This is a genomic window from Pseudomonas sp. B33.4 (genome assembly GCF_034555375.1).
GTDB lineage: Bacteria > Pseudomonadota > Gammaproteobacteria > Pseudomonadales > Pseudomonadaceae > Aquipseudomonas.
In genome coordinates this window covers 1,671,876-1,696,808 of record NZ_CP140706.1, presented here as the reverse complement: position 1 = coordinate 1,696,808, position 24,933 = coordinate 1,671,876, and the positions used below count along the sequence as shown (strand labels likewise).

At 59.8% G+C, this 24,933-nt stretch carries 26 protein-coding genes; 14 read left to right on the top strand and 12 right to left on the bottom strand.

The features are described from left to right. Nucleotides 1-14: 14 nt before the first annotated feature. A complete protein-coding gene (locus U6037_RS07535) occupies nt 15-1,433 on the bottom strand; it encodes an amino acid permease (protein WP_322846315.1) in 1,419 nt (472 codons plus the stop codon). An 893-nt stretch (nt 1,434-2,326) separates the two neighbouring features. Here U6037_RS07535 and U6037_RS07530 point away from each other — a divergent pair. Beyond that, nucleotides 2,327-2,464, top strand: coding sequence for a hypothetical protein (locus tag U6037_RS07530; protein WP_322846314.1), 138 nt, complete (start codon nt 2,327-2,329; stop codon nt 2,462-2,464). Nucleotides 2,465-2,535: 71 nt separating this feature from the next. Further along, complete coding sequence (locus U6037_RS07525) at nt 2,536-3,501, top strand: leucyl aminopeptidase (protein ID WP_322846313.1); 966 nt, start codon at nt 2,536-2,538, stop codon at nt 3,499-3,501. 231 nt (nt 3,502-3,732) lie between these two features. On the opposite strand, the gene rluB is transcribed toward U6037_RS07525, so the two are convergent. From rluB to U6037_RS07495, 6 genes are all read right to left on the bottom strand, one after another. Next, nucleotides 3,733-4,956: a 23S rRNA pseudouridine(2605) synthase RluB gene (gene rluB, locus U6037_RS07520; protein ID WP_322846312.1), complete on the bottom strand. Its 1,224-nt coding sequence runs from the start codon at nt 4,954-4,956 to the stop codon at nt 3,733-3,735. A gap of 154 nt (nt 4,957-5,110) precedes the next feature. Continuing rightward, the gene (locus tag U6037_RS07515; protein WP_007919669.1) at nt 5,111-5,302 is read right to left on the bottom strand and encodes a DUF1289 domain-containing protein; all 192 of its coding nucleotides are present in this window, start codon (nt 5,300-5,302) and stop codon (nt 5,111-5,113) included. 143 nt (nt 5,303-5,445) lie between these two features. Beyond that, nucleotides 5,446-6,438, bottom strand: a complete 993-nt coding sequence (gene scpB, locus U6037_RS07510; RefSeq protein WP_322846311.1) for an SMC-Scp complex subunit ScpB — start codon at nt 6,436-6,438, stop codon at nt 5,446-5,448. 11 nt (nt 6,439-6,449) lie between these two features. Beyond that, nucleotides 6,450-7,271: a ScpA family protein gene (locus U6037_RS07505; RefSeq protein WP_322846310.1), complete on the bottom strand. Its 822-nt coding sequence runs from the start codon at nt 7,269-7,271 to the stop codon at nt 6,450-6,452. Then, the gene (locus tag U6037_RS07500; RefSeq protein WP_322846309.1) at nt 7,272-7,901 is read right to left on the bottom strand and encodes an L-threonylcarbamoyladenylate synthase; all 630 of its coding nucleotides are present in this window, start codon (nt 7,899-7,901) and stop codon (nt 7,272-7,274) included. A 13-nt stretch (nt 7,902-7,914) separates the two neighbouring features. Beyond that, complete coding sequence (locus tag U6037_RS07495; protein WP_034153247.1) at nt 7,915-8,778, bottom strand: PHP domain-containing protein; 864 nt, start codon at nt 8,776-8,778, stop codon at nt 7,915-7,917. An 87-nt stretch (nt 8,779-8,865) separates the two neighbouring features. On the opposite strand from U6037_RS07495, the gene U6037_RS07490 reads away from it, so the two are divergent. The 6 genes from U6037_RS07490 to U6037_RS07465 all read left to right on the top strand — a co-directional run bounded on the left by U6037_RS07490 (nt 8,866) and on the right by U6037_RS07465 (nt 13,067). Then, nucleotides 8,866-9,465, top strand: coding sequence for a septation protein A (locus tag U6037_RS07490; RefSeq protein ID WP_122608964.1), 600 nt, complete (start codon nt 8,866-8,868; stop codon nt 9,463-9,465). 1 nt (nt 9,466) lies between these two features. Further along, complete coding sequence (locus U6037_RS07485; RefSeq protein ID WP_322846308.1) at nt 9,467-9,766, top strand: YciI family protein; 300 nt, start codon at nt 9,467-9,469, stop codon at nt 9,764-9,766. A gap of 122 nt (nt 9,767-9,888) precedes the next feature. Then, a complete protein-coding gene (locus U6037_RS07480) occupies nt 9,889-10,299 on the top strand; it encodes a translation initiation factor 2 (protein WP_322846307.1) in 411 nt (136 codons plus the stop codon). A 7-nt stretch (nt 10,300-10,306) separates the two neighbouring features. Then, the gene (locus U6037_RS07475; protein WP_242204377.1) at nt 10,307-10,984 is read left to right on the top strand and encodes a response regulator transcription factor; all 678 of its coding nucleotides are present in this window, start codon (nt 10,307-10,309) and stop codon (nt 10,982-10,984) included. A gap of 125 nt (nt 10,985-11,109) precedes the next feature. After that, nucleotides 11,110-11,559 (top strand): LTXXQ domain protein, encoded by a 450-nt coding sequence (locus U6037_RS07470; RefSeq protein WP_242204379.1) that lies wholly within the window; start codon nt 11,110-11,112, stop codon nt 11,557-11,559. Between the two features lie 167 nt (nt 11,560-11,726). Then, nucleotides 11,727-13,067: a HAMP domain-containing sensor histidine kinase gene (locus tag U6037_RS07465; protein ID WP_322846306.1), complete on the top strand. Its 1,341-nt coding sequence runs from the start codon at nt 11,727-11,729 to the stop codon at nt 13,065-13,067. Between the two features lie 298 nt (nt 13,068-13,365). Here the strand turns inward: U6037_RS07465 and U6037_RS07460 are convergent, their stop codons facing one another. After that, nucleotides 13,366-13,932, bottom strand: a complete 567-nt coding sequence (locus tag U6037_RS07460; RefSeq protein WP_322846305.1) for a nitroreductase family protein — start codon at nt 13,930-13,932, stop codon at nt 13,366-13,368. A gap of 121 nt (nt 13,933-14,053) precedes the next feature. Between U6037_RS07460 and U6037_RS07455 the strand changes: the two genes are divergently transcribed. Continuing rightward, a complete protein-coding gene (locus U6037_RS07455) occupies nt 14,054-15,508 on the top strand; it encodes a TrkH family potassium uptake protein (protein WP_277761141.1) in 1,455 nt (484 codons plus the stop codon). On the opposite strand, the gene U6037_RS07450 is transcribed toward U6037_RS07455, so the two are convergent. Further along, the gene (locus U6037_RS07450; protein WP_242204387.1) at nt 15,465-16,526 is read right to left on the bottom strand and encodes an AraC family transcriptional regulator; all 1,062 of its coding nucleotides are present in this window, start codon (nt 16,524-16,526) and stop codon (nt 15,465-15,467) included. The two genes, U6037_RS07455 and U6037_RS07450, sit on opposite strands and share 44 nt — an antisense overlap. A gap of 164 nt (nt 16,527-16,690) precedes the next feature. On the opposite strand from U6037_RS07450, the gene U6037_RS07445 reads away from it, so the two are divergent. Together U6037_RS07445 and U6037_RS07440 are read left to right on the top strand one after the other, a co-directional pair. After that, nucleotides 16,691-17,002 carry a DUF962 domain-containing protein gene (locus tag U6037_RS07445; protein ID WP_064390809.1) on the top strand — a complete coding sequence of 104 codons (312 nt, stop codon included), beginning with the start codon at nt 16,691-16,693 and terminating at the stop codon, nt 17,000-17,002. Between the two features lie 22 nt (nt 17,003-17,024). Then, the gene (locus tag U6037_RS07440) at nt 17,025-17,615 is read left to right on the top strand and encodes an HD domain-containing protein (protein WP_322846304.1); all 591 of its coding nucleotides are present in this window, start codon (nt 17,025-17,027) and stop codon (nt 17,613-17,615) included. A gap of 116 nt (nt 17,616-17,731) precedes the next feature. Here the strand turns inward: U6037_RS07440 and U6037_RS07435 are convergent, their stop codons facing one another. Next, on the bottom strand, nt 17,732-18,547 hold the full coding sequence (locus tag U6037_RS07435; protein ID WP_322846303.1) for a UDP-2,3-diacylglucosamine diphosphatase: 816 nt from the start codon (nt 18,545-18,547) through the stop codon (nt 17,732-17,734). 136 nt (nt 18,548-18,683) lie between these two features. Here U6037_RS07435 and U6037_RS07430 point away from each other — a divergent pair, with 136 nt between their 5' ends. Then, nucleotides 18,684-19,448, top strand: a complete 765-nt coding sequence (locus tag U6037_RS07430) for an AraC family transcriptional regulator (protein WP_322846302.1) — start codon at nt 18,684-18,686, stop codon at nt 19,446-19,448. Nucleotides 19,449-19,517: 69 nt separating this feature from the next. After that, complete coding sequence (locus U6037_RS07425; protein WP_322846301.1) at nt 19,518-20,411, top strand: DMT family transporter; 894 nt, start codon at nt 19,518-19,520, stop codon at nt 20,409-20,411. Here the strand turns inward: U6037_RS07425 and U6037_RS07420 are convergent. Further along, entirely contained in the window at nt 20,405-20,692 is a 288-nt protein-coding gene (locus tag U6037_RS07420) for a SelT/SelW/SelH family protein (RefSeq protein WP_093442622.1), read from the bottom strand. The two genes, U6037_RS07425 and U6037_RS07420, sit on opposite strands and share 7 nt — an antisense overlap. Before the next feature lie 71 nt (nt 20,693-20,763). On the opposite strand from U6037_RS07420, the gene U6037_RS07415 reads away from it, so the two are divergent. Further along, nucleotides 20,764-22,965 (top strand): patatin-like phospholipase family protein, encoded by a 2,202-nt coding sequence (locus U6037_RS07415; RefSeq protein WP_322846300.1) that lies wholly within the window; start codon nt 20,764-20,766, stop codon nt 22,963-22,965. A gap of 122 nt (nt 22,966-23,087) precedes the next feature. Here U6037_RS07415 and U6037_RS07410 read toward each other — a convergent pair whose 3' ends face one another. Beyond that, nucleotides 23,088-24,857 carry a FimV/HubP family polar landmark protein gene (locus U6037_RS07410; RefSeq protein WP_322846299.1) on the bottom strand — a complete coding sequence of 590 codons (1,770 nt, stop codon included), beginning with the start codon at nt 24,855-24,857 and terminating at the stop codon, nt 23,088-23,090. Nucleotides 24,858-24,933 lie beyond the last annotated feature (76 nt).

Here is a 24,933-nt window from a genome sequence, read left to right as displayed (position 1 = left end):
TTCTGCGTCAACGCTTACTTGGCAGCACCTGCCGCGTGCACGGCCTGCTGCGCACCGCGCTTGTTCTTGATCACGTAGCAGACCCACATGAATACGACCCACACCGGAATCGCGTAGACCGAGATCTGAATGCCCGGGATCAGCAGCATCACGCCAAGAATGAATGCGACGAACGCCAGGCAGATGAAGTTGCCGTACGGGTACCACAGCGCCTTGAACAGCGGCGTCTGCCGGGTCTTGTTCATGTGCTGACGGAACTTGAAGTGCGAGAAGCTGATCATCGCCCAGTTGATCACCAGCGTTGCAACCACCAGCGACATCAGCAGTTCCAGCGCGTGTTGCGGGATCAGGTAATTAAGCAGCACGGCGACCAGCGTCACCGCTGCGGAAGCCAGAATCGAGCGCACCGGCACGCCGCGCTTGTCGATCTTCGCCAGACCTTTTGGCGCATCACCCTGCTCGGCCATGCCCAGCAGCATGCGGCTGTTGCAGTAGGTGCCGCTGTTGTACACCGACAACGCAGCGGTCAGGACCACGAAGTTGAGGATGTGCGCGGCGGTGTTGCTGCCGAGCATCGAGAACACTTGCACGAACGGGCTGCCGCTGTACGAATCGCCGGACGCGTTAAGGGTTTCCAGCAGGCTGTCCCACGGCGTCAGCGACAGCAGGATCACCAGTGCGCCGATGTAGAAAATCAGGATCCGATAGATCACCTGGTTGATCGCTTTCGGGATCACGGTTTTCGGCTTGTCGGCTTCAGCTGCGGTGAAACCGAGCATTTCCAGACCGCCAAAGGAGAACATGATGATCGCCATGGCCATCACCAGACCGCTCACACCATTCGGGAAGAAACCACCGTGCGACCACAGGTTACTTACCGAGGCTTGCGGGCCGCCGTTGCCGCTGACCAGCAGGTAGCTGCCGAGCGCAATCATGCCGACGATCGCCACGACCTTGATGATCGCGAACCAGAATTCGGCCTCACCAAAGACTTTGACGTTGGCCAGGTTGATCGCGTTGATCAGCACGAAGAAGGCTGCCGCAGAGACCCAGGTCGGAATGTCCGGGGCCCAGTAGTGGATGTATTTGCCGACCGCGGTCAGCTCCGACATGCCCACCAGAATGTACAGAATCCAGCAGTTCCAGCCCGACAGGAAACCGGCAAAGCCGCCCCAGTACTTGTGCGCGAAATGGCTGAAGGAACCGGCCACCGGCTCTTCGACGATCATCTCGCCGAGCTGGCGCATGATCATGAAGGCGATGAAGCCGCAGATGGCATAGCCGAGGATCATCGACGGGCCGGCGGATTTCAGTACCCCGGCCGAGCCGAGGAACAATCCGGTACCGATCGCGCCACCAAGGGCGATCAGTTGAATGTGGCGATTTTTCAGGCCGCGTTTCAGCTCGCCTGATTGCGAGGGTTGTCCACTCATGAAAAAGGTCTCACGCAAGGTTTGATGATGTTCAGTAGACGTTGCTGCAAGGTTGCGATTTCAGGCAGCCCCGATCAAACCCCAGCGCAGGCACCAGGAGTTCAGCTTATTTACAACGGTCATGCGTCACCTGTTTGTTTTTATCTGTGACGAAATCGAACCCGAAACGCTTGTGGCGCCACGGAGTGAACAAGGCGGATAGCCTTGATATTTGCGCGATTACGCAGAGGGTCACAGTTAAAACGCGGCGCATTGTACACCGCTAACCCCCTGCTGCCAGACCCCGCTGGATCAGCGTGATGGTTGCCGGGATTGCGTGTGTCCGCCTCGAGACACTCGAGCGGCTGCAAAAATTGAGTCAGGCCTTTGCAGGCCATCGGCGTGGACGAGGAAAAAACCGTCCCACGGAGAAAGGTGGAGATCAGTCACGGCGTTCATTGCGCCTCCTTCTTGTTATGCACCTGCACGACAGGCATGGGGCGCATCTCACCCTGCAAACGCCACTGAAACAAGCGCGCCAGAGCCTTGCGCAGCCCGCGGCGGAGCAGGCTTCGGCAGCTTTTCCTTACAGACTCCATGGAGGGTTGGATTCACTCGGCTTTTCCGGCTTTTTCGTAACTATTTCTTTACGACGTGTAACGCAGAGTTTCCATTTCAGAAATTTCTGTCAGACGTCTGCAAATTGACGGTAGCTAGCTTGCTAATGAAAAACGCGACTTAGTTTTTTGTTTTCAAATAAGAAAACCGCCGCTTAAAAACAGAATAAAAAGTCTATTTAAAAATTAAATGAATAATTTTTTGCATTACAAAAAACCCTGAACTAGGTTCTTCACGTCTTGCCGGCCACCTCGACCGGCCAGTCACAACCGTGAAAGTCATCTAGGAGATCGACCATGCAAGCACTGGAAAAAGACTTGGATACCGAACTGCAACTGGACCAATGGTTTGAAGCACCGACCCACGAGGCGGCTGTGGAAATGATGCAAGCCGACGCGGTAGTTCCGTTCGGCACGGCGATGTGGCCTCTGTAAGACATCTCCGGGCAGGCACGATCCGGCCGGTCGTGCCTGCCATTTTCTTCACGGTCAGTCAGGGAGGACTCATGGATAAGCCCCGCGCGATCTCGCATTTCCTTTACTACCTCGAACACCACCCTGCCCTTGCCGGCCTCGACTCGGCGAAGGTATTGCTCGGCCACACGGCTGATTACCAAGCGCTGACCGGCGCCATCGCCGAACAGGCAGGCGATCATCCTCGTTTCCAGTTCAGCGCCCGACGTCTGGACCTGGAAAGCACCGCAGCGCTGACTTCGGCAATCACCGACAGCGATCTGTACATTTTCTTCTACGACTCTTCCACCCTGCCCAACCCGCGCCCCGACGGCCCGGAGTTTGTCCGCGCACTGCAAAGTGTGATGGCGGAAAACTGGAAGAAGTCGCTGCTGTTCAAAGATTACGGCGAGTATTTCTACGACACCTTCAGCGTCACCCCGCAGAGGATTGCCGGGCTCAACAGTCACTTGATCCAGCGCATGTCCCAGGCGACCACGCTGAGTTTCAAGGACGATGACGGTTCATGGTTTGAAACGCCGCTGAGCAGCATCAAGAAGTGGACCGACATCAACGGCGTCGGCAACTTCGACCTGGCCCCCGGCGAAATCGCCACCCACAGCGAAGCGATCAACGGCCACGTGAAGTTCAAGGGTACGTTCCTCAGCACCATCCCGTTTGCGCGCAAATACGGCGTGCTGGAATCACCGCTGGAACTGTGGATCGAGAACTCGACCATCAGCCGCATCGCCACGGACGTGCCGGGGCTGGAGCATGATTTCAACAAGTATCTGGATGCGAATCCGTCGAACCGGCGGATTGAAGAGTTGGGGATTGGCACCAACGAAGGCGTGAAGGAACTGTATGCGCGCAATGCCGGGTTTGAAGAGCGTCATTGTGGGCTGCATCTTGGGCTGGGCGGTGGCGCCAAGGGCAGTCATCACCTCGACCTGATCTTCTCAGGCGGAGTGTTGGCACTGGATGACAAGCCGGTGTTTGACGGGCGCTTTGTGTTCTGATCCTGCAAATTAGGTGGCTGCATTGGCCTCATCGCTGGCAAGCCAGCTCCCACAGTTTTTTGTTGCGCTGCATAAATCCTGTGAACACCGCAGATCCATGTGGGAGCTGGCTTGCCAGCGATGAGGCCCTCAAAAGCACCACATACCTTTCGCCAAACAAAAAAAACGCCAACCCTAAGGTTGGCGTTTCTGCTTTAGCTTGCAGCTTGCCGCTGGAAGCTCACAACTGCCTTATTCCGGCTTTTTGCGACCAAACCCCGGACGCTGACCGGAACCGGCCGGTGCACCACGACGCTTGCCCGACGGCTTGTCGCCATCAACCAGCTTGATCCCCGGACGCTTCGGCGCAGGCTTGGCCGGGCGCTTGTTGGTGGTGTCCGCTGGACGATCCGCCACTGGCGTACCACGACCGCTCGGAGCACCACGCTCGCCACGCTCAGTGCGACCGTTGGCCGGACGCGGAGCGCGCTCGCCGTCACGGGTGGCAACTGGCTTGCGACCTGGACGCTCGCCTTCGATCTGCGGCTCGCGGCTTGGGCGTGGGCCGGTCGGCGCGCCAGCGGCTGGACGCAGCGTGCGCACGCGCTCGGTCTTACCCATTGGGCGCGACGATTTGCGCTGCATACGCTCAAGCTTGTCTTTGCTCTTGGCGTTCAGCTGCGGCATCGCTACTGGGGTCAGGCCGACTTCGGCACTGAGGATGTCGACTTCGTACTGGCTCATTTCGCGCCAGCGGCCCATCGGCAGGTCGGAGTTGAGGAACACCGGACCGAAACGCACGCGCTTCAGACGGCTGACCACCAGTCCTTGCGATTCCCACAGACGACGAACCTCACGGTTACGGCCTTCCATCACCACGCAGTGATACCAGTGGTTGAAGCCTTCGCCACCTGGCGCCTGTTTGATGTCGGTGAACTTGGCCGGGCCGTCTTCCAGCACCACGCCGGCCTTCAGGCGCTCGATCATTTCGTCATCGACTTCACCGCGTACACGCACAGCGTACTCACGGTCCATCTCGTAGGACGGGTGCATCAGGCGGTTGGCCAGCTCACCGTCGGTGGTGAACATCAGCAGACCGGTGGTGTTGATGTCGAGACGACCGATGTTGATCCAGCGACCTTCTTTCGGACGCGGCAGCTTGTCGAACACGGTCGGACGGCCTTCCGGGTCGTCACGGGTGCAGATCTCGCCATCGGGTTTGTTGTACATGATCACGCGGCGCACCGATTCGGCAGCCTCTTCGCGCTTGATCACCTTGCCATCAATGGTGATGGCGTCGTGCATGTCGACGCGCAGGCCGAGGGTGGCGTCTTTGCCATTGACCTTGATCCGGCCCTGGCTGATCCAGGATTCCACGTCACGGCGCGAGCCGACGCCGATACGGGCGAGGACTTTCTGCAGCTTTTCGCCTGCTGGGCCGATTTCCTGGTCGTCTTTCTGATTGATGTCACTCATCTGGGCACCTCCCGGTGTGGTCTGTTCAAGCGCTCTGAATTGGACGCCTGAAGCATTGAAATCTGGGTTCTAGGCCGAAGGGATCGGCGAAGGGTCGCGAATCATACGCGGATGTGCGCCGTCGCGCATCAGAGACTAGCTGATCGATCGACAGTTATTTCTTTTTCCGCCGACCGGCGCCACCCAGTTTGATCAGGCGCAGTGCGGCTTCGGCCAGTACGGTGCGCTTGTCGTCCTTGTCGAGTTTCTTCCAGGCTTTGATTTCACGCTTGCTGCGGCCGCAGCCGAGGCAGATGTCGTCGGTGAACTTGCAGAGGCTGATGCACGGGTCTTTTGTCGAACTCATACCTACTCCAGAAACACACAAATCTCCTGTAGGAGTGAGCCTGCTCGCGATTGCGGTGTGTCAGTCGACATCTTCTTGGCAGATACACCGCAATCGCGAGCAGGCTCACTCCTACAGGGGATCGCGGTGGTTTTGAGGGCGGATCAGTCTTCGAACTCGCGGCGTTCGGCTTCGATGGCTTCGGCCAGCGCGCGGGCTTCGGCTTCTTCTTCGCTTAGCTCCGGCTCGGGCGCTGGCGCCGGTTGTTCGAGGGCGGCGACGGCGGCCAACAGCTTTTCGCGGGCTTCGGCGACGCCAAGAATGTCCTCTTCCGGTTCGGCTTCTGGCTCTGCTTCAAGTTCAACTTCGATCTTGGGTTCGGCGACTTCGGTTTCAGGCTCGGTCGTCGGCGCGTCACTGTCGGCCGCTTCACCATCCACCGCATCCCGCAACAAATCGTCGAAGTCAGTCTTGATCCCCTCCTCCATGCTGTCCAGCTCCAGCAACAACGTATGGAAACTGGTCTCTTCCTTCTCTTCCTCCGGCTCGGCGCTGGCGTCGGCCAGTTCCTGCAAGCCCGGCGGCACCGGCGCATCGTCGAAATCGAGCACCGGGTCGGTTTCCATCTCGCGCAGTTCGGCCAGCGGCGGCAGGTCTTCGAGGTTCTTCAGGTTGAAGTGATCGAGAAACATCTTGGTCGTGGCAAACATTGCTGGTTTGCCCGGCACATCGCGGTAACCCACAACACGAATCCACTCGCGCTCCAGCAAGGTTTTGACGATGTTGCTGTTCACCGCCACACCGCGCACGTCTTCAATTTCGCCACGAGTGATGGGCTGGCGATAGGCGATCAGCGCGATGGTTTCCAGCAAGGCACGGGAATAGCGCTGCGGGCGTTCTTCCCAGAGCCGGCCGACCCACGGCGAAAATTTCTCGCGGATCTGCAAGCGATAACCCGACGAGACTTCCTTGAGCTCGAAGGCGCGGCCCTCGCAGGACTTGCCGAGCAGGGTCAGGGCTTTCTTGAAGACCGCAGGCTCAGGGCGTTCGCCCTCTTCGAACAGTTCAAAGAGACGATCAAGGGATTGCGGCTTTCCCGAGGCCAACAGAAAGGCTTCAAGCAGGGGCGCCAGCTCGCGGGGTTCAGTCAGGTTCATGTTTCGACTCGTTATTCGGCTCGGGCTCGCACGTGGATCGCGGCGAACGGCTCATTCTGCACCAGCTCGACCAAGGATTCCTTGACCAGTTCAAGGATCGCCATAAAAGTCACTACCACACCCAGCCGGCCTTCTTCAGCGGTGAACAGCTCGACGAACGGCACGAAACCGCCGCCCTTGAGGCGTTCCAGCACATCGCTCATGCGCTCGCGGGTGGACAGTGCTTCGCGGCTGACCTGATGGTTTTCAAACATATCGCCACGGCGCAGTACTTCGGCCATGCACATCAAAATCTCTTCCAGCGCGACATCCGGCAACAGCTTGCGCGCTCGGGCTTCCGGGGCGTCGAGCTTGGGCACGATGACGTCGCGGCCAACGCGGCTCAAGCCGTCGATGCCTTCGGCGGCAGCCTTGAAGCGCTCGTATTCCTGCAAGCGGCGGATCAGTTCGGCGCGCGGGTCGTCTTCTTCGTCTTCGATGGTTTCAGCGCGCGGCAGGAGCATCCGCGACTTGATCTCGGCGAGCATCGCGGCCATCACCAGGTACTCGGCGGCCAGTTCCAGACGCACCGACTGCATCAACTCGACATAGCCCATGTACTGACGGGTGATTTCCGCCACCGGGATGTCGAGGATGTTGATGTTCTGTTTGCGAATCAGGTACAGCAGCAAGTCGAGCGGGCCTTCGAAGGCTTCAAGAAACACCTCGAGCGCATCCGGCGGGATGTACAGGTCGAGCGGCATTTCCATGACCGCCTGGCCATAGACCATGGCAAACGGCAGTTCCTGCTGGGCGCCGGCCTGGGGATCGACAACGGTTTCCACTGCGGACATTCAGGCCTCGACCATGAACGGCGTCGGATCGCCGCAACCGACGCGGACCACTTCCGGGTCATCGCCGGTCAGGTCGATCACGGTGGAGGCTTTGATGCCGCCGAAGCCGCCGTCGATGATCAAGTCCACCTGGTGTTCGAGCAATTGGCGCATTTCGTAGGGATCGCTGAGCGGATCTTCATCGCCGGGCATGATCAGGGTCACGCTCATCAGCGGCTCGCCAAGTTCGGCCAGCAGTGCCAGCGCGATCGGATGGCTTGGCACGCGCAGGCCGATAGTGCGCTTCTTCGGATGCAGCAAAAGACGCGGCACTTCGCGGGTGGCGTTGAGAATGAAGGTGTACGGCCCCGGCAGATGCGCCTTGAGAATGCGGAAGGTGCCGGTGTCGATTTTCGCGTAGTTGCCCAGTTGCGACAGATCGCAGCAGATCAGCGCGAAGTTGTGCTTTTCATCGAGCTGACGCAGGCGGCGCACGCGCTCGATCGCAGTCTTGTCGCCGATCTGGCAGCCGATGGCGTAGGAAGAGTCCGTGGGATAAATCACCACCCCGCCCTTGCGGATGATTTCGACCGCCTGTTTTATCAGGCGCGCTTGTGGGTTCTCCGGATGTATCTGGAAAAATTGACTCACATTCTCTACCTGTTCAGACGGCGGCAATATCTGTGTCATGTTTGAACCGACACCACAGGGGTGGAAGGTCCTCGGGAACCGGCCGGTACTGGCCGATCTCGGACCAGCCGCCAGGGCCATGGAAGTCACTGCCGGCGCTGACCAGCAGACCGAACTCACGGGCAAGGATTGCCAGGCTGCCCACCTGTTCCGCAGGCTGGTGGCCATTGACCACCTCGATTGCATGCCCGCCTGCTTGAATATAGTCGGCAATCAGCTTTCGGCGCTTGCTGCGGGTGAAATCGTAGTGCCATGGATGCGCCAGACTGACCCAGGCATTGGCGGCGCGCAGCGTACCGACGGTGTCTTCCAGCGTCGGCCAGTGCAGCTTGACGTCACCGAGCTTGCCGGCGCCGAGCCATTTGCGGAAGGCTTCGGCGCGATCCTTTACAAAACCTTCACGCACCATCCAGTCGGCGAAATGCGGACGGGCCGGCGCGTTGCCGCTGTCGCCCAGCTCCTGCTGGATTTTCCGCGCGCCGTCGAGGGCGCCGGGCATGCCCTTGAGGGCGAGCTTGCGGCTTATTTCTTCCGATCGCAGCCAGCGGCCATCGTGCAATTTGGCGATCGCCTCGACCAACGGCGCGGCGTTGACGTCGAAACCGTAGCCCAGCACATGAATGGTCGCGCCGCCCCAGGTGCAGGACAATTCGACGCCGTTGACCAGTTGCATCCCCAGTTCATTGGCGGCGGTGCGCGCTTCGGCGAGGCCTTCAAGGGTGTCGTGGTCGGTCAACGCCAGGACTCGCACGCCGTTCTCGAACGCACGCGCAACCAGAACCGCAGGCGCCAGGGCGCCATCGGAGGCCGTGCTATGGCAGTGCAAATCAACATTCACGGGGAGTTGTAACCTCAAATCAGCTGGCGCTATCGCGCGCCCATATGTTTGTTATTATGCCGCCACATCCAGCTTCTGGCTCTCACTGTGAAACAATTCATCGATTTCATCCCGCTTCTGCTGTTCTTCATCGTTTACAAACTTGATCCTCGGGTCGTCGACATCGCTGGCCATGAAGTGACTGTAGGCGGTATTTACAGCGCCACGGCGATGCTGATCATCAGTTCCCTGGTGGTGTACGGCGCCTTGTTCATCAAACAGCGCAAGCTGGAAAAGAGCCAATGGCTGACACTGATCGCCTGCCTGGTGTTCGGCAGTCTGACACTGGCGTTCCACAGTGAGACCTTCCTCAAGTGGAAAGCGCCGGTGGTCAACTGGCTGTTCGCCGTCGCCTTCATCGGCAGCCACTTCATCGGTGACCGACTGCTGATCAAACGCATCATGGGCCACGCGCTGACCTTGCCGGACCCGGTCTGGACCCGCCTGAACATCGCCTGGATCGCTTTTTTCCTGTTCTGCGGCGCTGCCAACCTGTTCGTCGCCTTCACCTTCCAGAGCATCTGGGTCGACTTCAAGGTGTTCGGCAGTCTGGGCATGACCGTATTGTTCCTGGTCGCACAGGGCATTTACCTGTCGCGTCACCTGCACGACGCCGATACCACAACAACACCAAAAACCGAGGACTGACATGCTCTACGCAATCATTGCCACCGACGTCGCCAACTCGCTGGAAGCACGCATGGCCGCGCGCCCTGCGCATCTGGAACGCCTGCAAGCGCTCAAGGGTGAAGGCCGCATTGTACTGGCCGGCCCGCACCCGGCCGTCGACAGCAATGATCCGGGCGCAGCGGGTTTCACCGGCAGCCTGATCGTCGCCGAATTCGACTCCCTGAGCGCCGCGCAAGCATGGGCTGACGCCGATCCGTACATCGCCGCTGGCGTCTACGCCAACGTGGTCGTCAAGCCGTTCAAGCAAGTCCTGCCGTAACTTTCCTGCGCAAGTCTCTCCCACGCGATGAACCTTGTCGGTTCATCGCGTTCTCAATCGCTCATTATTCTCGTTTGCCTGCCGACAACCTGCCCAATATCCATTTGGAAGCAGGTGTTGCGATGCGCAAGGGTCCGTTGTGTCTGATGTTGGTCACGTTGTCGATCATGGCGCCCGCCCATGGTGAGGAATCCACCGAAGGCGGCAGCTCCACGCCATTGTCGTTAAGCGCCGGCAGTCAGATCACCGAGTTGCAGCAGCGCCTCAAGGCCAGCGAGCAGCAGCGGGAAGAACTGAGCAAACAACTGCAAAATGCCGACAATACCCGCGAGAGCGCCCAGCTTGCCCGGTTGCGCCAGGAGAACCAGCGTCTCAAGCTGCAACTCAAGGAAGCCCAGGCAAGTCCCTTGCCGCGCCTGCTGACCGATCAGCAGCAGTGGTTCGTCACGGGAGCCGGAGTAGCGCTATTGGCGCTGCTCTGCGGTATCTTTGCCAGTGGAGCAAGCCGAAAACGTCGGCAATGGCTAAATTGAGTGAGTCATGAGCGAGCTGTTACTGATTGATGATGACCAGGAGTTGTGCGAACTCCTGAGTAGCTGGCTGAGCCAGGAAGGCTTCCACGTGCGTGCCTGCCACGATGGCCACAGCGCCCGCAAGGCACTGGCTGAAACGGCCCCGGCGGCTGTGGTGCTGGACGTGATGCTGCCCGACGGCAGCGGTCTGGAGCTGCTCAAGCAGCTGCGCCACGATCACGCCGACCTGCCGGTGCTGATGCTCTCGGCCCGTGGTGAACCGCTGGACCGTATCCTCGGCCTGGAACTGGGCGCCGACGATTATCTGGCCAAACCCTGTGACCCACGCGAATTGACCGCCCGCCTGCGCGCTGTATTGCGCCGCAGTCACCCGGCAGCGGTGTCGACGCAACTTGAGTTGGGCGACCTGAGTTTCAGCCCGGTGCGCGGCGTGGTCAGCATTGACGAAAAAGAACTGACCCTGACCGTGTCCGAAAGCCGTCTGCTCGAAGCCCTGCTCAAACAGCCTGGCGAGCCGCTGGACAAACAGGAACTGGCGCAAATCGCCCTCGGCCGCAAGCTGACCCTGTACGACCGCAGCCTCGACATGCACGTCAGCAACCTGCGCAAAAAGATCGGCCCGCATCCGGACGGCCGCCCGCGCATCGTCGCCCTGCGCAGTCGCGGTTACTTCTATAGCCTGTAGGTTTTGTCAGGTCAGCGCTTGAGCGTCTTTACCGAAGCTTTACGCAGCGCTGACCGCCGCTGACCTTGATCTCCGTAATCTGTACTCATCCGGAACGTACCGGGAACGAGACAAGGAGATACACCATGCGCAAGACTCTTATCGCTCTGATGTTCGCTGCCGCTCTGCCAACCGTCGCCATGGCCATGCCGCAAGACGGCGGTCCGATGGGTGGCCCGATGGATGGCGCTCGCCACGGCGGTCAGATGCACGGCATGCACGGCAAAGGCCCGTACAGCCAACTCGACCTGTCCCGCGAACAGCGCGAGCAGATCCGCAAGATCATGGGCGAGCAGATGCACGAGCGTAAGCAAGTGGTCGACAAGTACCTGGAAAAACTCTCGCCGGCTGACCAGAAAGCCATGAAGGACGAGATGGCGGCCAACCACAAGAAAGCCGAGACCGATGTGCGTGCGGTGCTGAAACCGGATCAACAGAAGAAATTCGACGAGATCCAGAAGAAACAGGCCGAGCGTCGCGCCGAATGGGCCGAGTTCAAGGCGTGGAAAGCGCAGCAGGCGCAAAAGGCGCAATAATGTTCTGACCCGGACCCGACGGTTAACCCGTCGGGTCTTTTGCAACCCGGAACCTGTAGGAGCTGCCGAAGGCTGCGATCTTTTGATCTTGATCTTAAAAAACAAAGTCAAAAGATCGCAGCCTTCGGCAGCTCCTACAGGGATTTGTGTTTGATTGAGGATTTTCTGTGCGTTCACTGTTCTGGCGTATTCTTGCGAGCTTCTGGCTGGCGATTGCTCTGGTGGCCGGGCTGTCCATTCTGCTCGGGCACATGCTCAACCAGGACACGTGGATCCTCAGCCGCCACCCGGGGCTCAATACCCTCGCTGCCGAGTGGACGCAAACCTACGAAGCCCAAGGCGAAGACGCCGCTCAAGACATCCTCCAGCAGCGCAAACGCCAATATCACATTGATGTTCAGGTGCTCAACGAAAGCGGTGACCCGGTCGTGCGCGGCACCTTCCCGCGTCGCGCGGCTGCCTTCGAAGCACGGCAGAACAACGATGACCGCCGCCTGCCCTGGCGGCGCCTGACCGATGAGTTCACCAGTGAAAAAACCGGGGACACTTACCTCTTTATCTACCGTATCCCGCACCCGGAACTCGACGCCTGGCATCGCGAAAGCCTGCTCTGGCCGCTGAGCGCACTGGGCATCGCGTTGGTGGTGCTGACCTTGTTCAGTCTGCTGGTGACCTTCTCCATCACCCGCCCGCTCAGCCGTTTGCGCGGCGCAGTGCATGATCTCGGGCAGACCACCTACCAACAGAACAGTCTGGCGAAACTGGCCAACCGTCGCGATGAATTCGGCGTACTGGCCACCGATTTCAACCGCATGGGTGCGCGCCTGCAAAGCCTGATCGGCAGTCAACGCCAGTTGCTGCGTGACGTGTCCCACGAACTGCGCTCACCACTGGCACGGCTGCGCATTGCTTTGGCGCTGGCGGAACGGGCCAATCCCGAGGAACGGGAAAAACTCTGGCCACGGCTGACCCGCGAATGCGATCGACTGGAAGCCTTGATCAGTGAAATTCTGGTGCTGGCCCGGGTCGATGCCGACAACGCCAGCGCTGAAGAAGTGGATCTGAACGCGTTGCTCGGCACTTTGCAAAAAGACGCCAAACTGGGATCGCCCGAGCAGACTGTGCGTCTGGACGTCGAGCAACACCTGCACCTCAAGGGCTGGCCAACGATGATCGAGCGCGCAGTCGACAATTTGCTGCGCAATGCCCAGCGTTTCAACCCGCAAGGTCAGGCGATTGAATTGCAGGCCTCGCGTCAGGGCGAGCGGATTGTGGTGAGCGTGCGCGACCATGGGCCAGGGGTGCAGGCCGAACATTTGAGTCAGTTGGGCGAGCCGTTCTATCGCGCTCCGGGGCAGACGGCGGCAGGGCATGGCTTGGGGCTGGCGATTGCGCGGCGAGCGGCGGAGCGTCATGGTGGGAGTTTGATGTTGGCCAATCATCCGCAGGGAGGGTTTATTGCCAGTCTGGAATTGCCGCTTGTCCCCGGAGCGGTGGTGCAACTCTAAAAGCCGCCCTCACCCCAGAAAGCCCCTCACCCCAGCCCTCTCCCAGAGGGAGAGGGGGCCGACCGAGGTGTCTTGCGTCATACATCGACCTGAAGAACCGAGTTGATTATGGATTCGGAAGCCTGATCAACTTTGAATTCGACTCAAACCGAAGCCGATTCTGGATTCCACGAAATCAACTCAAACCAAAGCCGATTCTGGATTCCATGAAAATCGCCCACGTCGGCGTACTTCTACAGCATCCCCCAATCAGTCCCCTCTCCCTCTGGGAGAGGGCTAGGGTGAGGGGCTCTTCGCTTTACGCCTTACCAGGCCAGGCACTAACAAACTCGGCCAGATCAACCTTCTCCGCCACACGCGGTTCTTTCTGCGGCGTGCCGAGGTAAAGAAACGCAATCACCTCTTCACCGTCCGCCAGCCCCAAACCTTTGGCCACATGCGGCGAATACGCCAGATCACCCGTACGCCACACCGCACCAATCCCCTGCGCATACGCCGCCAGCAAAATCCCGTGGGCCGCACACCCGGCCGCCAGCAACTGCTCGGCCTTCGGGTACTTGACGTGTTCCTGCAATTTGGCGATCACCACAACCACCAGCGGCGCCCGCAGCGGACCGTTGCGCGCCTTGTCGATCATAGCCTCGGTGACTTCGCCTTCCTGCTGTTGTGCAGCTTCAGCCAGCAACTCACCCATCTGCTCGCGCGCCGCACCTTCGACGGTCAGGAAACGATACGGCTGTAAATGCCCGTGATCCGGCGCGCGCAATGCGGCGCCAAACAGAGCTTCGCGCTGCTCGGCAGTGGGGGCCGGTTCGACCAGTCGTGGAACGGAAACACGGTTGAGCAACGCGTCGAGAGCCTGCATCGGCCACCTCCTGAAAAATATGTGCGGCTATTCTAGCTTTATCTGCCAACAGGATGCCGGTTTACATGCCCTGCCCCACGGGTAGAATGGCGCCCTTCCCACATCAGCCCGAGCGGACTTCATGGCGTTGCCGACCTTACGGATCATTGGTTTCATCATCGGCATCTTCCTGATCACCCTGGCCGTGGCCATGGTCGTGCCGATGGCCACCCTGGTGATTTTCGAGCGCACCAGCGACCTGCCGTCGTTCCTCTGGGCGAGCATGATCACCTTTGTCGCCGGCCTCGCGCTGGTGATTCCCGGGCGCCCGGAACACATACACCTGCGCCCGCGCGACATGTACCTGCTAACCGTGAGCAGTTGGCTGGTGGTGTGCATTTTCGCCGCGCTGCCGTTTCTGCTCACCCAGCACATCAGCTACACCGACTCTTTTTTCGAAAGCATGTCCGGCATCACCGCGACGGGCTCGACCGTACTTAACGGCCTCGACACCATGTCCCCCGGCATTCTGATGTGGCGCTCGCTGCTGCACTGGATCGGCGGCATCGGCTTTATCGGTATGGCGGTGGCGATTCTGCCGTTGCTGCGCATCGGTGGCATGCGCCTGTTCCAGACAGAATCCTCGGACCGCTCGGAAAAGGTCATGCCGCGCTCGCACATGGTGGCGCGGCTGATTGTGGCCGCTTACGTCGGCATCACTATCCTCGGCAGCCTCGCGTTCTGGTGGGCCGGGATGAGCCCGTTCGACGCGATCAACCATGCAATGTCGGCAATTTCCACCGGTGGATTTTCAACTTCCGACCAATCCCTGGCCAAGTGGACGCAACCAGCGGTGCACTGGGTTGCGGTGGTCATCATGATTCTCGGCAGCCTGCCGTTCACCCTTTACGTCGCGACATTGCGCGGCAATCGTAAAGCGCTGATCAAAGATCAGCAGGTGCAGGGGTTGCTCGGGATGTTGCTGGTGACCTGGCTGGTGCTCGGCACCTGGTACTGGTGGACGACCAACCTGCACTGGCTGGACGCCTTGCGCCACGTGGCGCTGAACGTGACATCGGTGGTCACCACTACCGGTTTCGCCCTTGGCGATTACAGCCTGTGGGGCAACTTCTCGTTGATGCTGTTTTTCTATCTGGGTTTTGTCGGCGGGTGTTCAGGGTCGACGGCGGGCGGGATCAAGATTTTCCGCTTCCAGGTCGCCTACATCCTGCTCAAGGCCAACCTTAACCAGCTGATTCACCCGCGCGCGGTGATCAAACAGAAGTACAACGGCCACCGTCTCGACGAAGAGATCGTCCGCTCGATTCTGACGTTTTCGTTCTTCTTCGCCATCACCATCTGCGTGATCGCCCTGTTGCTGTCGCTGCTCGGCGTCGACTGGATGACTGCGCTGACCGGCGCCGCCAGTACCGTGTCCGGCGTCGGCCCAGGCCTTGGCGAGACCATTGGCCCTGCGGGCAACTTCGCCACCCTGCCGGATGCGGCCAAATGGATCCTGTCGTTCGGCATGCTGCTCGGCCGACTTGAGATCATTACGGTGTTTGTACTGTGTATTCCGGCCTTTTGGCGTCACTGATCGCACTCGGCGCCTGCAACAACCGCGTCCGGTAATCGCCGGGCGTGGTGTCGAACCAGCGGCGGAACGCGCGAAAGAAGTTGCTCGGGTCGGCAAAGCCCAACAGATAGGCAATCTCCAGCAAAGTCATGCTCGGTTGCGCCAGATACTGCTCGGCCAGTTCGCGGCGCGTGTCATCGAGCAGTTGCTGAAAACTCGTACCCTCCTCCTGCAAGCGACGCTGCAAAGTACGCTGCGACAAATGCAGGGTCTGCGCGACGGTATCGCGCTTCGGCTCGCCTTGTGGCAGCAACCGGCACAGCACCTGCCGCGCCTTGTGGGTCACGCGACTCTCGGAAAACCGCGCCAGATATTCCCCGGCAAACCGGTCATGCAACAGCGCCATCGCCTCGTTGGCGGTGGGCAGCGGCGCCTCCATGTCGGCGCGTTCGAAGATCAGCGCATCGTACGGCGCGTTGAACACCAACGGCGCGTGGAAGGCTTGTTTGTAGGGTTGCAGATTTTCCGGCTGATCACCCTGCACCAGCACTTTGACCGGATGCAGCGTGCGCCCGGTCAGCCAGCCGCACAGGCCCAGTGCACAGGCCAGCGAGGCTTCGGCGCTTTGCCGGGTCGGCGGCAGATGGTCGCCGTGCACGGTCAGGATCAGCGCGTAACCTTCTTCCAGCAGACGGAAGCTCAGGTCGGCACTTTCGGCGATGATCCGCTGATAGCGCACCAGTCGCTGGAAGCCTTCGGCCAGGGTATTGCTCGACATCAATGCGTAGCCGGCGACATGAAACGACGCCGGTCGCACCACTTTGCCCATGTTCAGACCGATCGCCGGATTACCGGACAACTCGACCGCCCGTTGCCAGAGGCGGGTCATGGAATCTTGCGGAAAGCGCGCATCCGGATCATCCAGAGCCGTGTAATCGAGCCCCAGTTGCTTGAACAGAACCCGGCAATCCAGGCCGTCCATCTCCAATGCTTTGACAATCCCCATCGCCCAGCTTGCAGAAGTCGTTCGTTCGCTCATGGCGTTATTCTTTTACATGATGGGCCGCATGCTACGGCCTGATTTGCGAAGGATACTAAAGTGGCGCCGATTGTCACTGGCCCACGCCAATGATCACTCTAGACTCAAATAAGCTACCCGCCGAACAACTCGTCGCCAGAACAATAACCACAGAGAACGCGGTCGTGGAAAACATCAAGCAATTCAACAGCTTCGCTGAGTTCTATCCGTATTACCTCAGCGAACACAACAACAGCACCTGCCGGCGCCTGCACTTCATCGGCACGACGCTGGTTATTTTCATTCTGGCGATGACCATCGCCAAAGGTGCCTGGCTGCTTCTATTGGCGGTGCCATTGGCTGGCTACAGCTTTGCCTGGGTCGGGCATTTCTTTTTCGAGAAGAACCGACCGGCGACTTTTCAGCATCCGCTGTACAGCCTGCTCGGTGACTTTGTCATGTACCGCGACATGATTCTGGGTCGCGTGGCGTTCTGAATAACAAGAAAGAGGATGGCCGATGAACGCCAATGCCCGCTTCACCCATATGAAGGACGGTACGCAGGAAGACTGGGCGATCATCGCCGCGGATTTCAGTGCCTACGCCAAACAACTGCCCTCGCGGATCATGACCCACCTGAAATTGCTCGAAGGCGATTTCGGCGGTTTTCCCGTGGATCGCCTGACCCATTCGTTGCAAACCGCGACCCGCGCCTTTCGTGATGGACGCGACGAGGAATACGTGGTTTGTGCGTTGCTGCATGACATTGGCGACACGCTCGGCTCGTATAACCATCCGGACATTGCTGCGGCGATTCTCAAGCCGTTCGTCAGTGCCGAGAATCTGTGGATGGTCGAGAAGCATGGTGTGTTTCAGGGTTACTACTTCTTTCATCACCTGGGCATGGATAGGCATCTGCGCGAGCAGTTCAAGGAGCATCCGCAGTTTCAGGCAACCGCCGAGTTTTGCGCCAAATACGATGCGGCGGCGTTTGATCCGGGCTATGACACGCTGCCTTTGTGTTTCTTCGAGCCGATGATGGAGCGGTTGTTTGCGCAGCCGAAGAACTCGATTTACAAAGCCGCGATGGAGGAACACTCGCCAGCGTAATCATCCTCGGGAACCGCTGGGCGGTTCATCGCGAGCAGGCTCACTCCTACAGTTGAAATGCGTACCCCTGTAGGAGTGAGCCTGCTCGCGATGAGGCCCTCTCAATCACCAGAGCATTAGGCGAGTTCGGCGACTTTGGCCGCCTTGAGCTCCGCCTCCCGCGCCTGCGCATCTGCCAGTCGATACAACTCGATCGTGCCGTCCCAATGCTCGATCAGCGCTGTGCACGACTCCACCCAATCACCGCAATTGAGGTAGTCCACCTCGCCCACCTTGCGGATCTCGGCGTGGTGAATGTGCCCGCAGACCACACCATGCAACTTGCGCTTCACACACTCATGGGCGATGGCTTCTTCAAAATCGCTGATAAAACTCACCGCCGTTTTCACCTTGTGCTTCAGGTACGCCGACAACGACCAGTAGCCGTAGCCATAGCGCGCACGCCAATGATTGAGCCAGCGATTGAGGGTCAGGGTGAATTCGTAGGCGGAGTCACCGAGGAACGCCAGCCAGCGGTGATAACGGGTGATCACATCAAACTGATCGCCGTGAATCACCAGCAGATGTCGACCATCGGCCGTGACATGCACCGCCTCGTCAACCAACTGGATGTTGCCCAGAATCAGCTTCGAATAACGGCGTAAAAACTCGTCATGATTACCGGTGACGTAGATCACTTCGGTGCCGCGCTTGCTCATGGTCAGCAATCGACGAATCACATTGGTGTGCGCCTGCGGCCAGTACATGCCACCGCGCAGTTTCCAGCCATCAATGATGTCGCCGACCAGGTAAATCTTGTCGGCGTGATAGCCCTTGAGAAATTTCGACAAGTGCTCGGCCTGGCAATCGCGCGTGCCCAGATGCACGTCGGAGATCCACAAGGTGCGCACGCGTTGTTTACGGCTGGGTCTGGCGAGCTCGGCGCTGGTCATGGGCAACCCTCTGCGATGTTTTCGCCACTCTGCGCCTGCCCGGTTAATCGACCATGACAAGCGCGAGTCAGTCCTGTGACAACGCAGGCTGCGCGCGGCGGTGTAGACTGGCGATCACTTCGGAGACGACCCTGCCATGCGACCGATCCTCACCCTGCGCCAGTACACCCGCGATTTGATCGTCCACAGCCACGACCACGCACAATTGGTGTTCGGGCTGTCCGGTGCGCTGGACTTCGAGGTCGATGGGTGTGGCAGTCAGGTGCGTCAGCAGAGTTTTGTGGTGATTCCTTCCGGTGCGCATCACACTTGCGGCAGTCCCGACGGCAGCCGCTGTCTGGTGCTGGATATCCCGGATGAGCAATGGGTGAAGGACTCGCTGGGCGAGCATGCCGAGGCCAGTCGCCGCTTGCTCGATCAGCCCGCGCGCTTGTCGCTGGATTCAGGACAAAGCCAGTTGGTCAGCTGGCTGGCGAACAGTCCGGTGAGCGATCCGTTGATCGCGCAGCAAGGCGCGGTGTTGCTGCTGGCCAGCCTCAATCATGCGCAACCGGCCGAACTCGCCGCCCGCCGTTTGCCGTATGCAGCGCTGGATGCACACATCGAGCAGAACGCCGCTTACCCTTTGCAGGTTGCCGATCTGGCGAGGGTCGCCGGGCTCTCGAGCGCACGTTTGCATGCACGGTTCATGGCCGAATGCGGGCAGACGCCAATGGATTACATCCGTAGCCGGCGGCTGCATCTGGCGGTGCAACTGCTGCGCGACACAGGTCTGCCGATCGGCGAAGTGGCCAGTCGCGTCGGCTACAGCTCGCAGAGTGCCTTCTCGGCTGCCGTCCTGCGCGAGTTCGGTTCGTCGCCCGGCCAGCTTCGACGCGATTCCTGCGACAAAAGACGATAGCCTGCCGACAGACGCTCGGCCCTCACCCAGTCAATATGTAGGTGAATGGCGTTTTGATTAAGGATTGCAATGACTCCGCGTACCGCCCTCGGCGCCCTGCACATTGGTGCTTTGATGTTTGGCCTGACCGGTGTGTTCGGCAAACTCGCTGCCGCCTCCCCCGCTGTTATCGTCTTCGGTCGCGCAGCTTTCGCCGTTGTCGCCCTGGCGTTCTTCGCCCGCTTCGCCAGCCAGAGCGGCTGGCAGAAACTGCAGGCCGTGGACTGGCGGCGTCTGGCCCTCAGCGGCGTATTGCTGGCCGGGCACTGGGTGAGTTTCTTTGTTTCGGTGAAGATCGCCGGCGTCGCCATCGCGACGTTGGGCTTTGCCAGTTTCCCGGCCTTTACGGTGATTCTTGAAGGGCTGATTTTCCGCGAACGCATCCGCGCCAATGAAATCGTGCTGGTGGTTCTGGTGAGCGTCGGTCTGATTCTGGTGACCCCGGCATTCGATCTGGGCAGCGGCGCGACCATCGGCTTACTCTGGTCGGTATTGTCCGGGCTGCTGTTTTCCTTGCTGTCGCTGACCAATCGCGCCAGCTCCGGGCGGATTCCGGCGGTGCAGGCGGCGTTGTGTCAAAACGTGGTGGTGGCGCTGTGTCTGCTGCCGGTTGCCGCGCCGCAACTGAGCGAGGTGCGCGCACTGGACTGGTTGTGGATCGGCTTGCTCGGGGTGTTCTGCACCGGCGTCGCTCATAGCCTGTTCGTCGCCAGTCTGGCGGTGATCAAGGCGCGCACGGCGGCAGTGGTATTTGCGATGGAACCGGTTTACGGCATTACCGTGGCCTGGCTGCTGTTCAATGAAGACCCGACGCCGAAGATGCTGATCGGCGGCGCGTTGATCATTGTCGCCATCGTCGTGTCAGCGCGGATGTCCGGCCATGCGGACAAGAAAACCGTAGCCGCCGAGGCCGCATCTCACTGAGTGCGGTCGTTGTGACCGAGGTCGCGGTCAGGATCGATCTGATCGCGAACTCGCTGCTTCAGCACCTTGGCCTCCGGAAAGCCGCCGTCAGCCTTGCGTTCCCAGATCTGCACACCATCGCAGGTGATGTGAAATACCCCGCCGGTGCCCGGCACCAGAGACACTTTGCCAAGGTCATCGCCAAAGGTGCTGAGCAGTTCCTGCGCCAGCCACGCGGCGCGCAGCAGCCACTGGCATTGGGTGCAATAGGTGATGACAACTTCTGCTTTTGCGACAGTCATGTTTGCTGAAACTCCTGAGACAGAGGGCGCCGCTATAATAGCCGGCTTTATCGCTTGCCCCGAGACTCACAATGCGCCGTCTGCTGTTCTGCCTGCTGCTTGGTTTTCTCCCTTTAATCGCTCACGCCAGCGTCGATACCAGTGACGCGACGCGACCGAAAGTCGGCCTCGTGCTGTCTGGCGGTGCCGCGCGCGGACTGGCGCACATCGGTGTGCTCAAGGCCCTGGAAGAACAAGGCATCAAGATCGATGCGATCGCCGGCACCAGCATGGGCGCGGTGGTCGGCGGTCTGTACGCCTCGGGTTACAAGATCGATGAGCTGGAAAAACTCGCACTGAACATCGACTGGCAAGCGGCGTTGTCCGACGCGCCACCGCGCGAAGACGTGCCGTTCCGGCGCAAACAGGATGACCGCGACTTTCTGGTGAAACAGAAACTCAGCTTCCGCGACGACGGCAGTCTCGGCCTGCCACTGGGCGTGATTCAGGGCCAGAACCTCGCGCTGCTGCTGGAAAGCCTGTTGGCCCACACCAGCGACACCCGGGATTTCGACAAACTGCCGATCCCGTTCCGCGCCGTCGCCACCGACATCGCCAACGGCGAAAAAGTGGTGTTCCGCAAAGGCCACTTGCCCCAGGTGATCCGCGCGAGCATGTCGATCCCGGCGGTATTCGCCCCGGTCGAACTCGATGGTCGGCTGTTGGTGGACGGTGGCATGACCGACAACATCCCCCTTGATGTGGCGCGGGAAATGGGCGTTGACGTGGCCATCGTCGTCGACATCGGCACGCCTCTGCGCAACCGCAAGCAATTGACCACCGTGGTCGATGTGCTGAACCAGTCGATCACCCTGATGACCCGCAGTAATTCCGAAGAACAACTGGCGGCCCTGAAGCCTTCCGATGTGCTGATCCAGCCAGCGCTGGCGGCGTTCGGCGTCACCGATTTCGGCAAGGCACAGGAGATGATCGACGCCGGTTACCGCGCCACCCGAATCCTCGATGCGCGCCTCGCCGCCCTCAAACCCAAAGAATCCCAGGACGCCGAACTCAACGCCGCGCGTTCGCCGGGTCAGCGCACGCCGATCATTACCGCGATCCGCGTCGAGAACGACTCGAAAGTCGACGACGATGTGATTCGCTACTACATCCGCCAGCACATCGGCGAGCCGCTGGATCTGGCGCGCTTGCATTCGGACATGGGCACCTTGTACGGCCTCGACTACTTCGAGCAGGTGCAATACCGCGTGGTGCACAAGGGCCAGGATCACACGCTGGTGATCAGCGCCCGGGGCAAACGCAGCGGCACCGATTACTTGCGGGTCGGCCTCAATCTGTCGGACGACATGCGCGGCGACAGCGCCTTCAACCTTGGCGCCAGTTACCGCATCAACGGCATCAACCGCCTCGGCGCGGAATGGCTGACCCGTGCGCAGATTGGCGATAAACAAGAGCTGTACAGCGAGTTCTATCAACCGCTCGACGTTGGTTCACGCTACTTCGTCGCGCCGTACGCATCGTTTGAAGCGCAGAACGTCGACTCGGTACTGGACAACGATCCGATCGCGCAGTATCGCGTCGAGCGCTACGGGTTCGGCCTCAACTTCGGTCGACAGATCGGCAACAACGGCGAAGTGCGTTTCGGTGTCGGCGAGGCCTGGGGCAAGGCCGATGTGCGAATTGGCGATCAGGATTTGCCGAGTGAGAACTTCAACGAAGGTTTCTACGCGCTGAAGTATTCGTACGACTCGCTGGATAACGTGTACTTCCCTCACGAAGGCAAGGACGTCAGCCTGACACTGATGCAGTTCGAACCGGGTCTCGGTTCGGACACGCGTTACCGACAGTGGGATCTGAAAATCGACAAAGCCATGAGCCGCGGACCGGATACGTTGATTCTCGGCGGACGATACGGGCGCACGCTGGATGATGCCAACGTGGTGACCTCAAGCTTCCTGCTCGGCGGTGCGCGGCAGTTGTCGGGCTTTCGTGAAGACGCGATTTCCGGGCAGAACATCAGCCTGATGCGCGCGGTGTACTACCGCCGCCTGACGCCGCGCTCGTACCTGCCGCTGGACTTCCCGTTGTACGCCGGTGCCTCGCTGGAGCGTGGTCGGGCGTGGAACAACGACAATGAGTTCGACAGTGGCTATATCAACGCCGCGAGCGTGTTCATTGGTTTTGACACACCGCTGGGGCCGTTGAATTTCAGTTATGGGTTGAATGATGCGAATGAGCAGGCGGTTTATCTGAATCTGGGGCAGACCTTCTGATCAGGTCGCCTGACAAATCGCTATCGCGAGCAGGCGAAGGCCTACAGGGGAACGCGTTCCAATTGTGGGAGCGAGCCTGCTCGCGAAAGCGATATAGGATCCACCGCAAATCGATCGGGGCTTCAGCGAATCCCCGCCAGCAACGTCCGCGCCGTTTGCTTCAAAGGTTCGTCGCCCTCTTTGAGCAACTCATTGAGCAACGCAATCGCACTGTCGATGTCACCGTCGTCAATGCACGTTTGCGCCTGTTCGAGCTTTCCGGAGTTTTCGTCGTGTACCGGCTCCGGTCCCTGCAAATCCAGCGGTTGCAACGCCAGTGACGGCTCGGCATCGGCAAACTCATTGAGAAAATCGTCATCCAGCGGTTCGGCGTCCGGTTCAGGGATCCACTCAAGCTCAGGATCTTCGCTGGACGCTTGCGGCAATTCAAAGTCCTGAGGCAGCACTTGCAGATCGGAGCCGAGCGCCGAGGTGTGAGCCAGCAGTTCAGGCGTGGCCGAGCGACTGTCTTCAAGATCCCAGCTGGAATCCATCGACAGCTCGCCCAGATTCAGCTCGAAATCGGCTTCAGGCGCCGATTGAGCTGCGACAACAGGAGCTGCTGCCACAATCGGCGGCACAGCGGCCAACGCTGCAGTGCCTCGCAATTTCGGGTGTCGGGAGCGAACATCCTGCAAAGTCTGGGTATCCACGCCCTGCTCACGCAAATGACTTTCCTGTTGTTCATACGCGGTGCTATCACCCTGACGCCCCAGTACTTCAAGCAACTGCAAACCGATATCAGTGCGCTCCGGCTCCTTGTGCAAGGCATCGCGCAGTAATCCGGCGGCTTCGCCCAGTCGGCCGTACGCCAGATAGATGCCGACCGCCTCCAGCACATCGCCAGCCGCCGGTTCTTCGCGGTGATCGGCTGAGGCGTGAACACTGACCGGTTCTACAGACTCGGCCTCGGCTATGTCCGGTTCATGGCTCTGCACCAATAGCGGTGCCTCTGGCTGCAGTTGTTGTTGCCGTCGACGGTGTGTGAACAACCCGGCCAATGCCCCCAGCAACAGCAACAAGCCACCGAGCAACGGCCAGTTCAAGCCTTCATCCGTGGATTCGACCGGCGTCACCACCGGTGCCGGAGCTGTTACCGGTGTCCCCACGGCCGGCGGCGGTGCTTGCTGAAGTTCGACCAGCCGTGTTTGCAGGTCAGTGATCTGCTTTTTGCCATCGGCAATCTGTACATCCTGTGTCTGCAGTTTTGCGCTCAGTTCGTCGACGCTCTTCTGCAATTGCTGATTCAGCAACACACTGGCCGCCAACTGCTCGGCCAGTGCATCGTTGGCGGGCGGAGTCACTGGCGTGGGGGTTGGCGCGGTATCGCGCTTGGCTTGAGGCGCCTGCGGTGCAGCCACGGCAGGTTCAACGGTGGGAAACGCAGAGGATTGCGCACGCGGATCCGGCTCATCAGTGGCCGGTACGATACCCGGTGAACCCGGGGGATCGATCAATACCGTGTACTCACGCAGCAACCGGCCATTGGGCTGATTGAGCTGCACAAGAAAATTCACAAAGGGTTCGTTGACCGGTTTGCTCGACGTCACCCGGATCATCTGGCGATTGCCGTGCAGGATCGGGACGAACTTGAGGTCGTTGAGGAAAAACACTCGTTCGACCCCGGCCTGAGCAAACTCGTCTGCCGTGGCCAGGCTCACCGAAAGATCGTTTTGCGTCAGGCCACCGACATCGACCAGTGCGATGTCGGCCTTGAGCGGCTGGTTGAGACCTGAATGAACAGTGATATCGCCCAGCCCCAAGGCCATCGACCCGGCCGAATAGCTGAAAATGCCAGCGACCAGCAACCATTTGGCGCCACTGCGCAGTACCACGTGCCGACTTGCGAGCATGAGCATCCCTTAAATAAGCAAAACCGACTTCTATGCGTTCGCACATCCGGTACGAACACGATATTGCCCAGTAGTT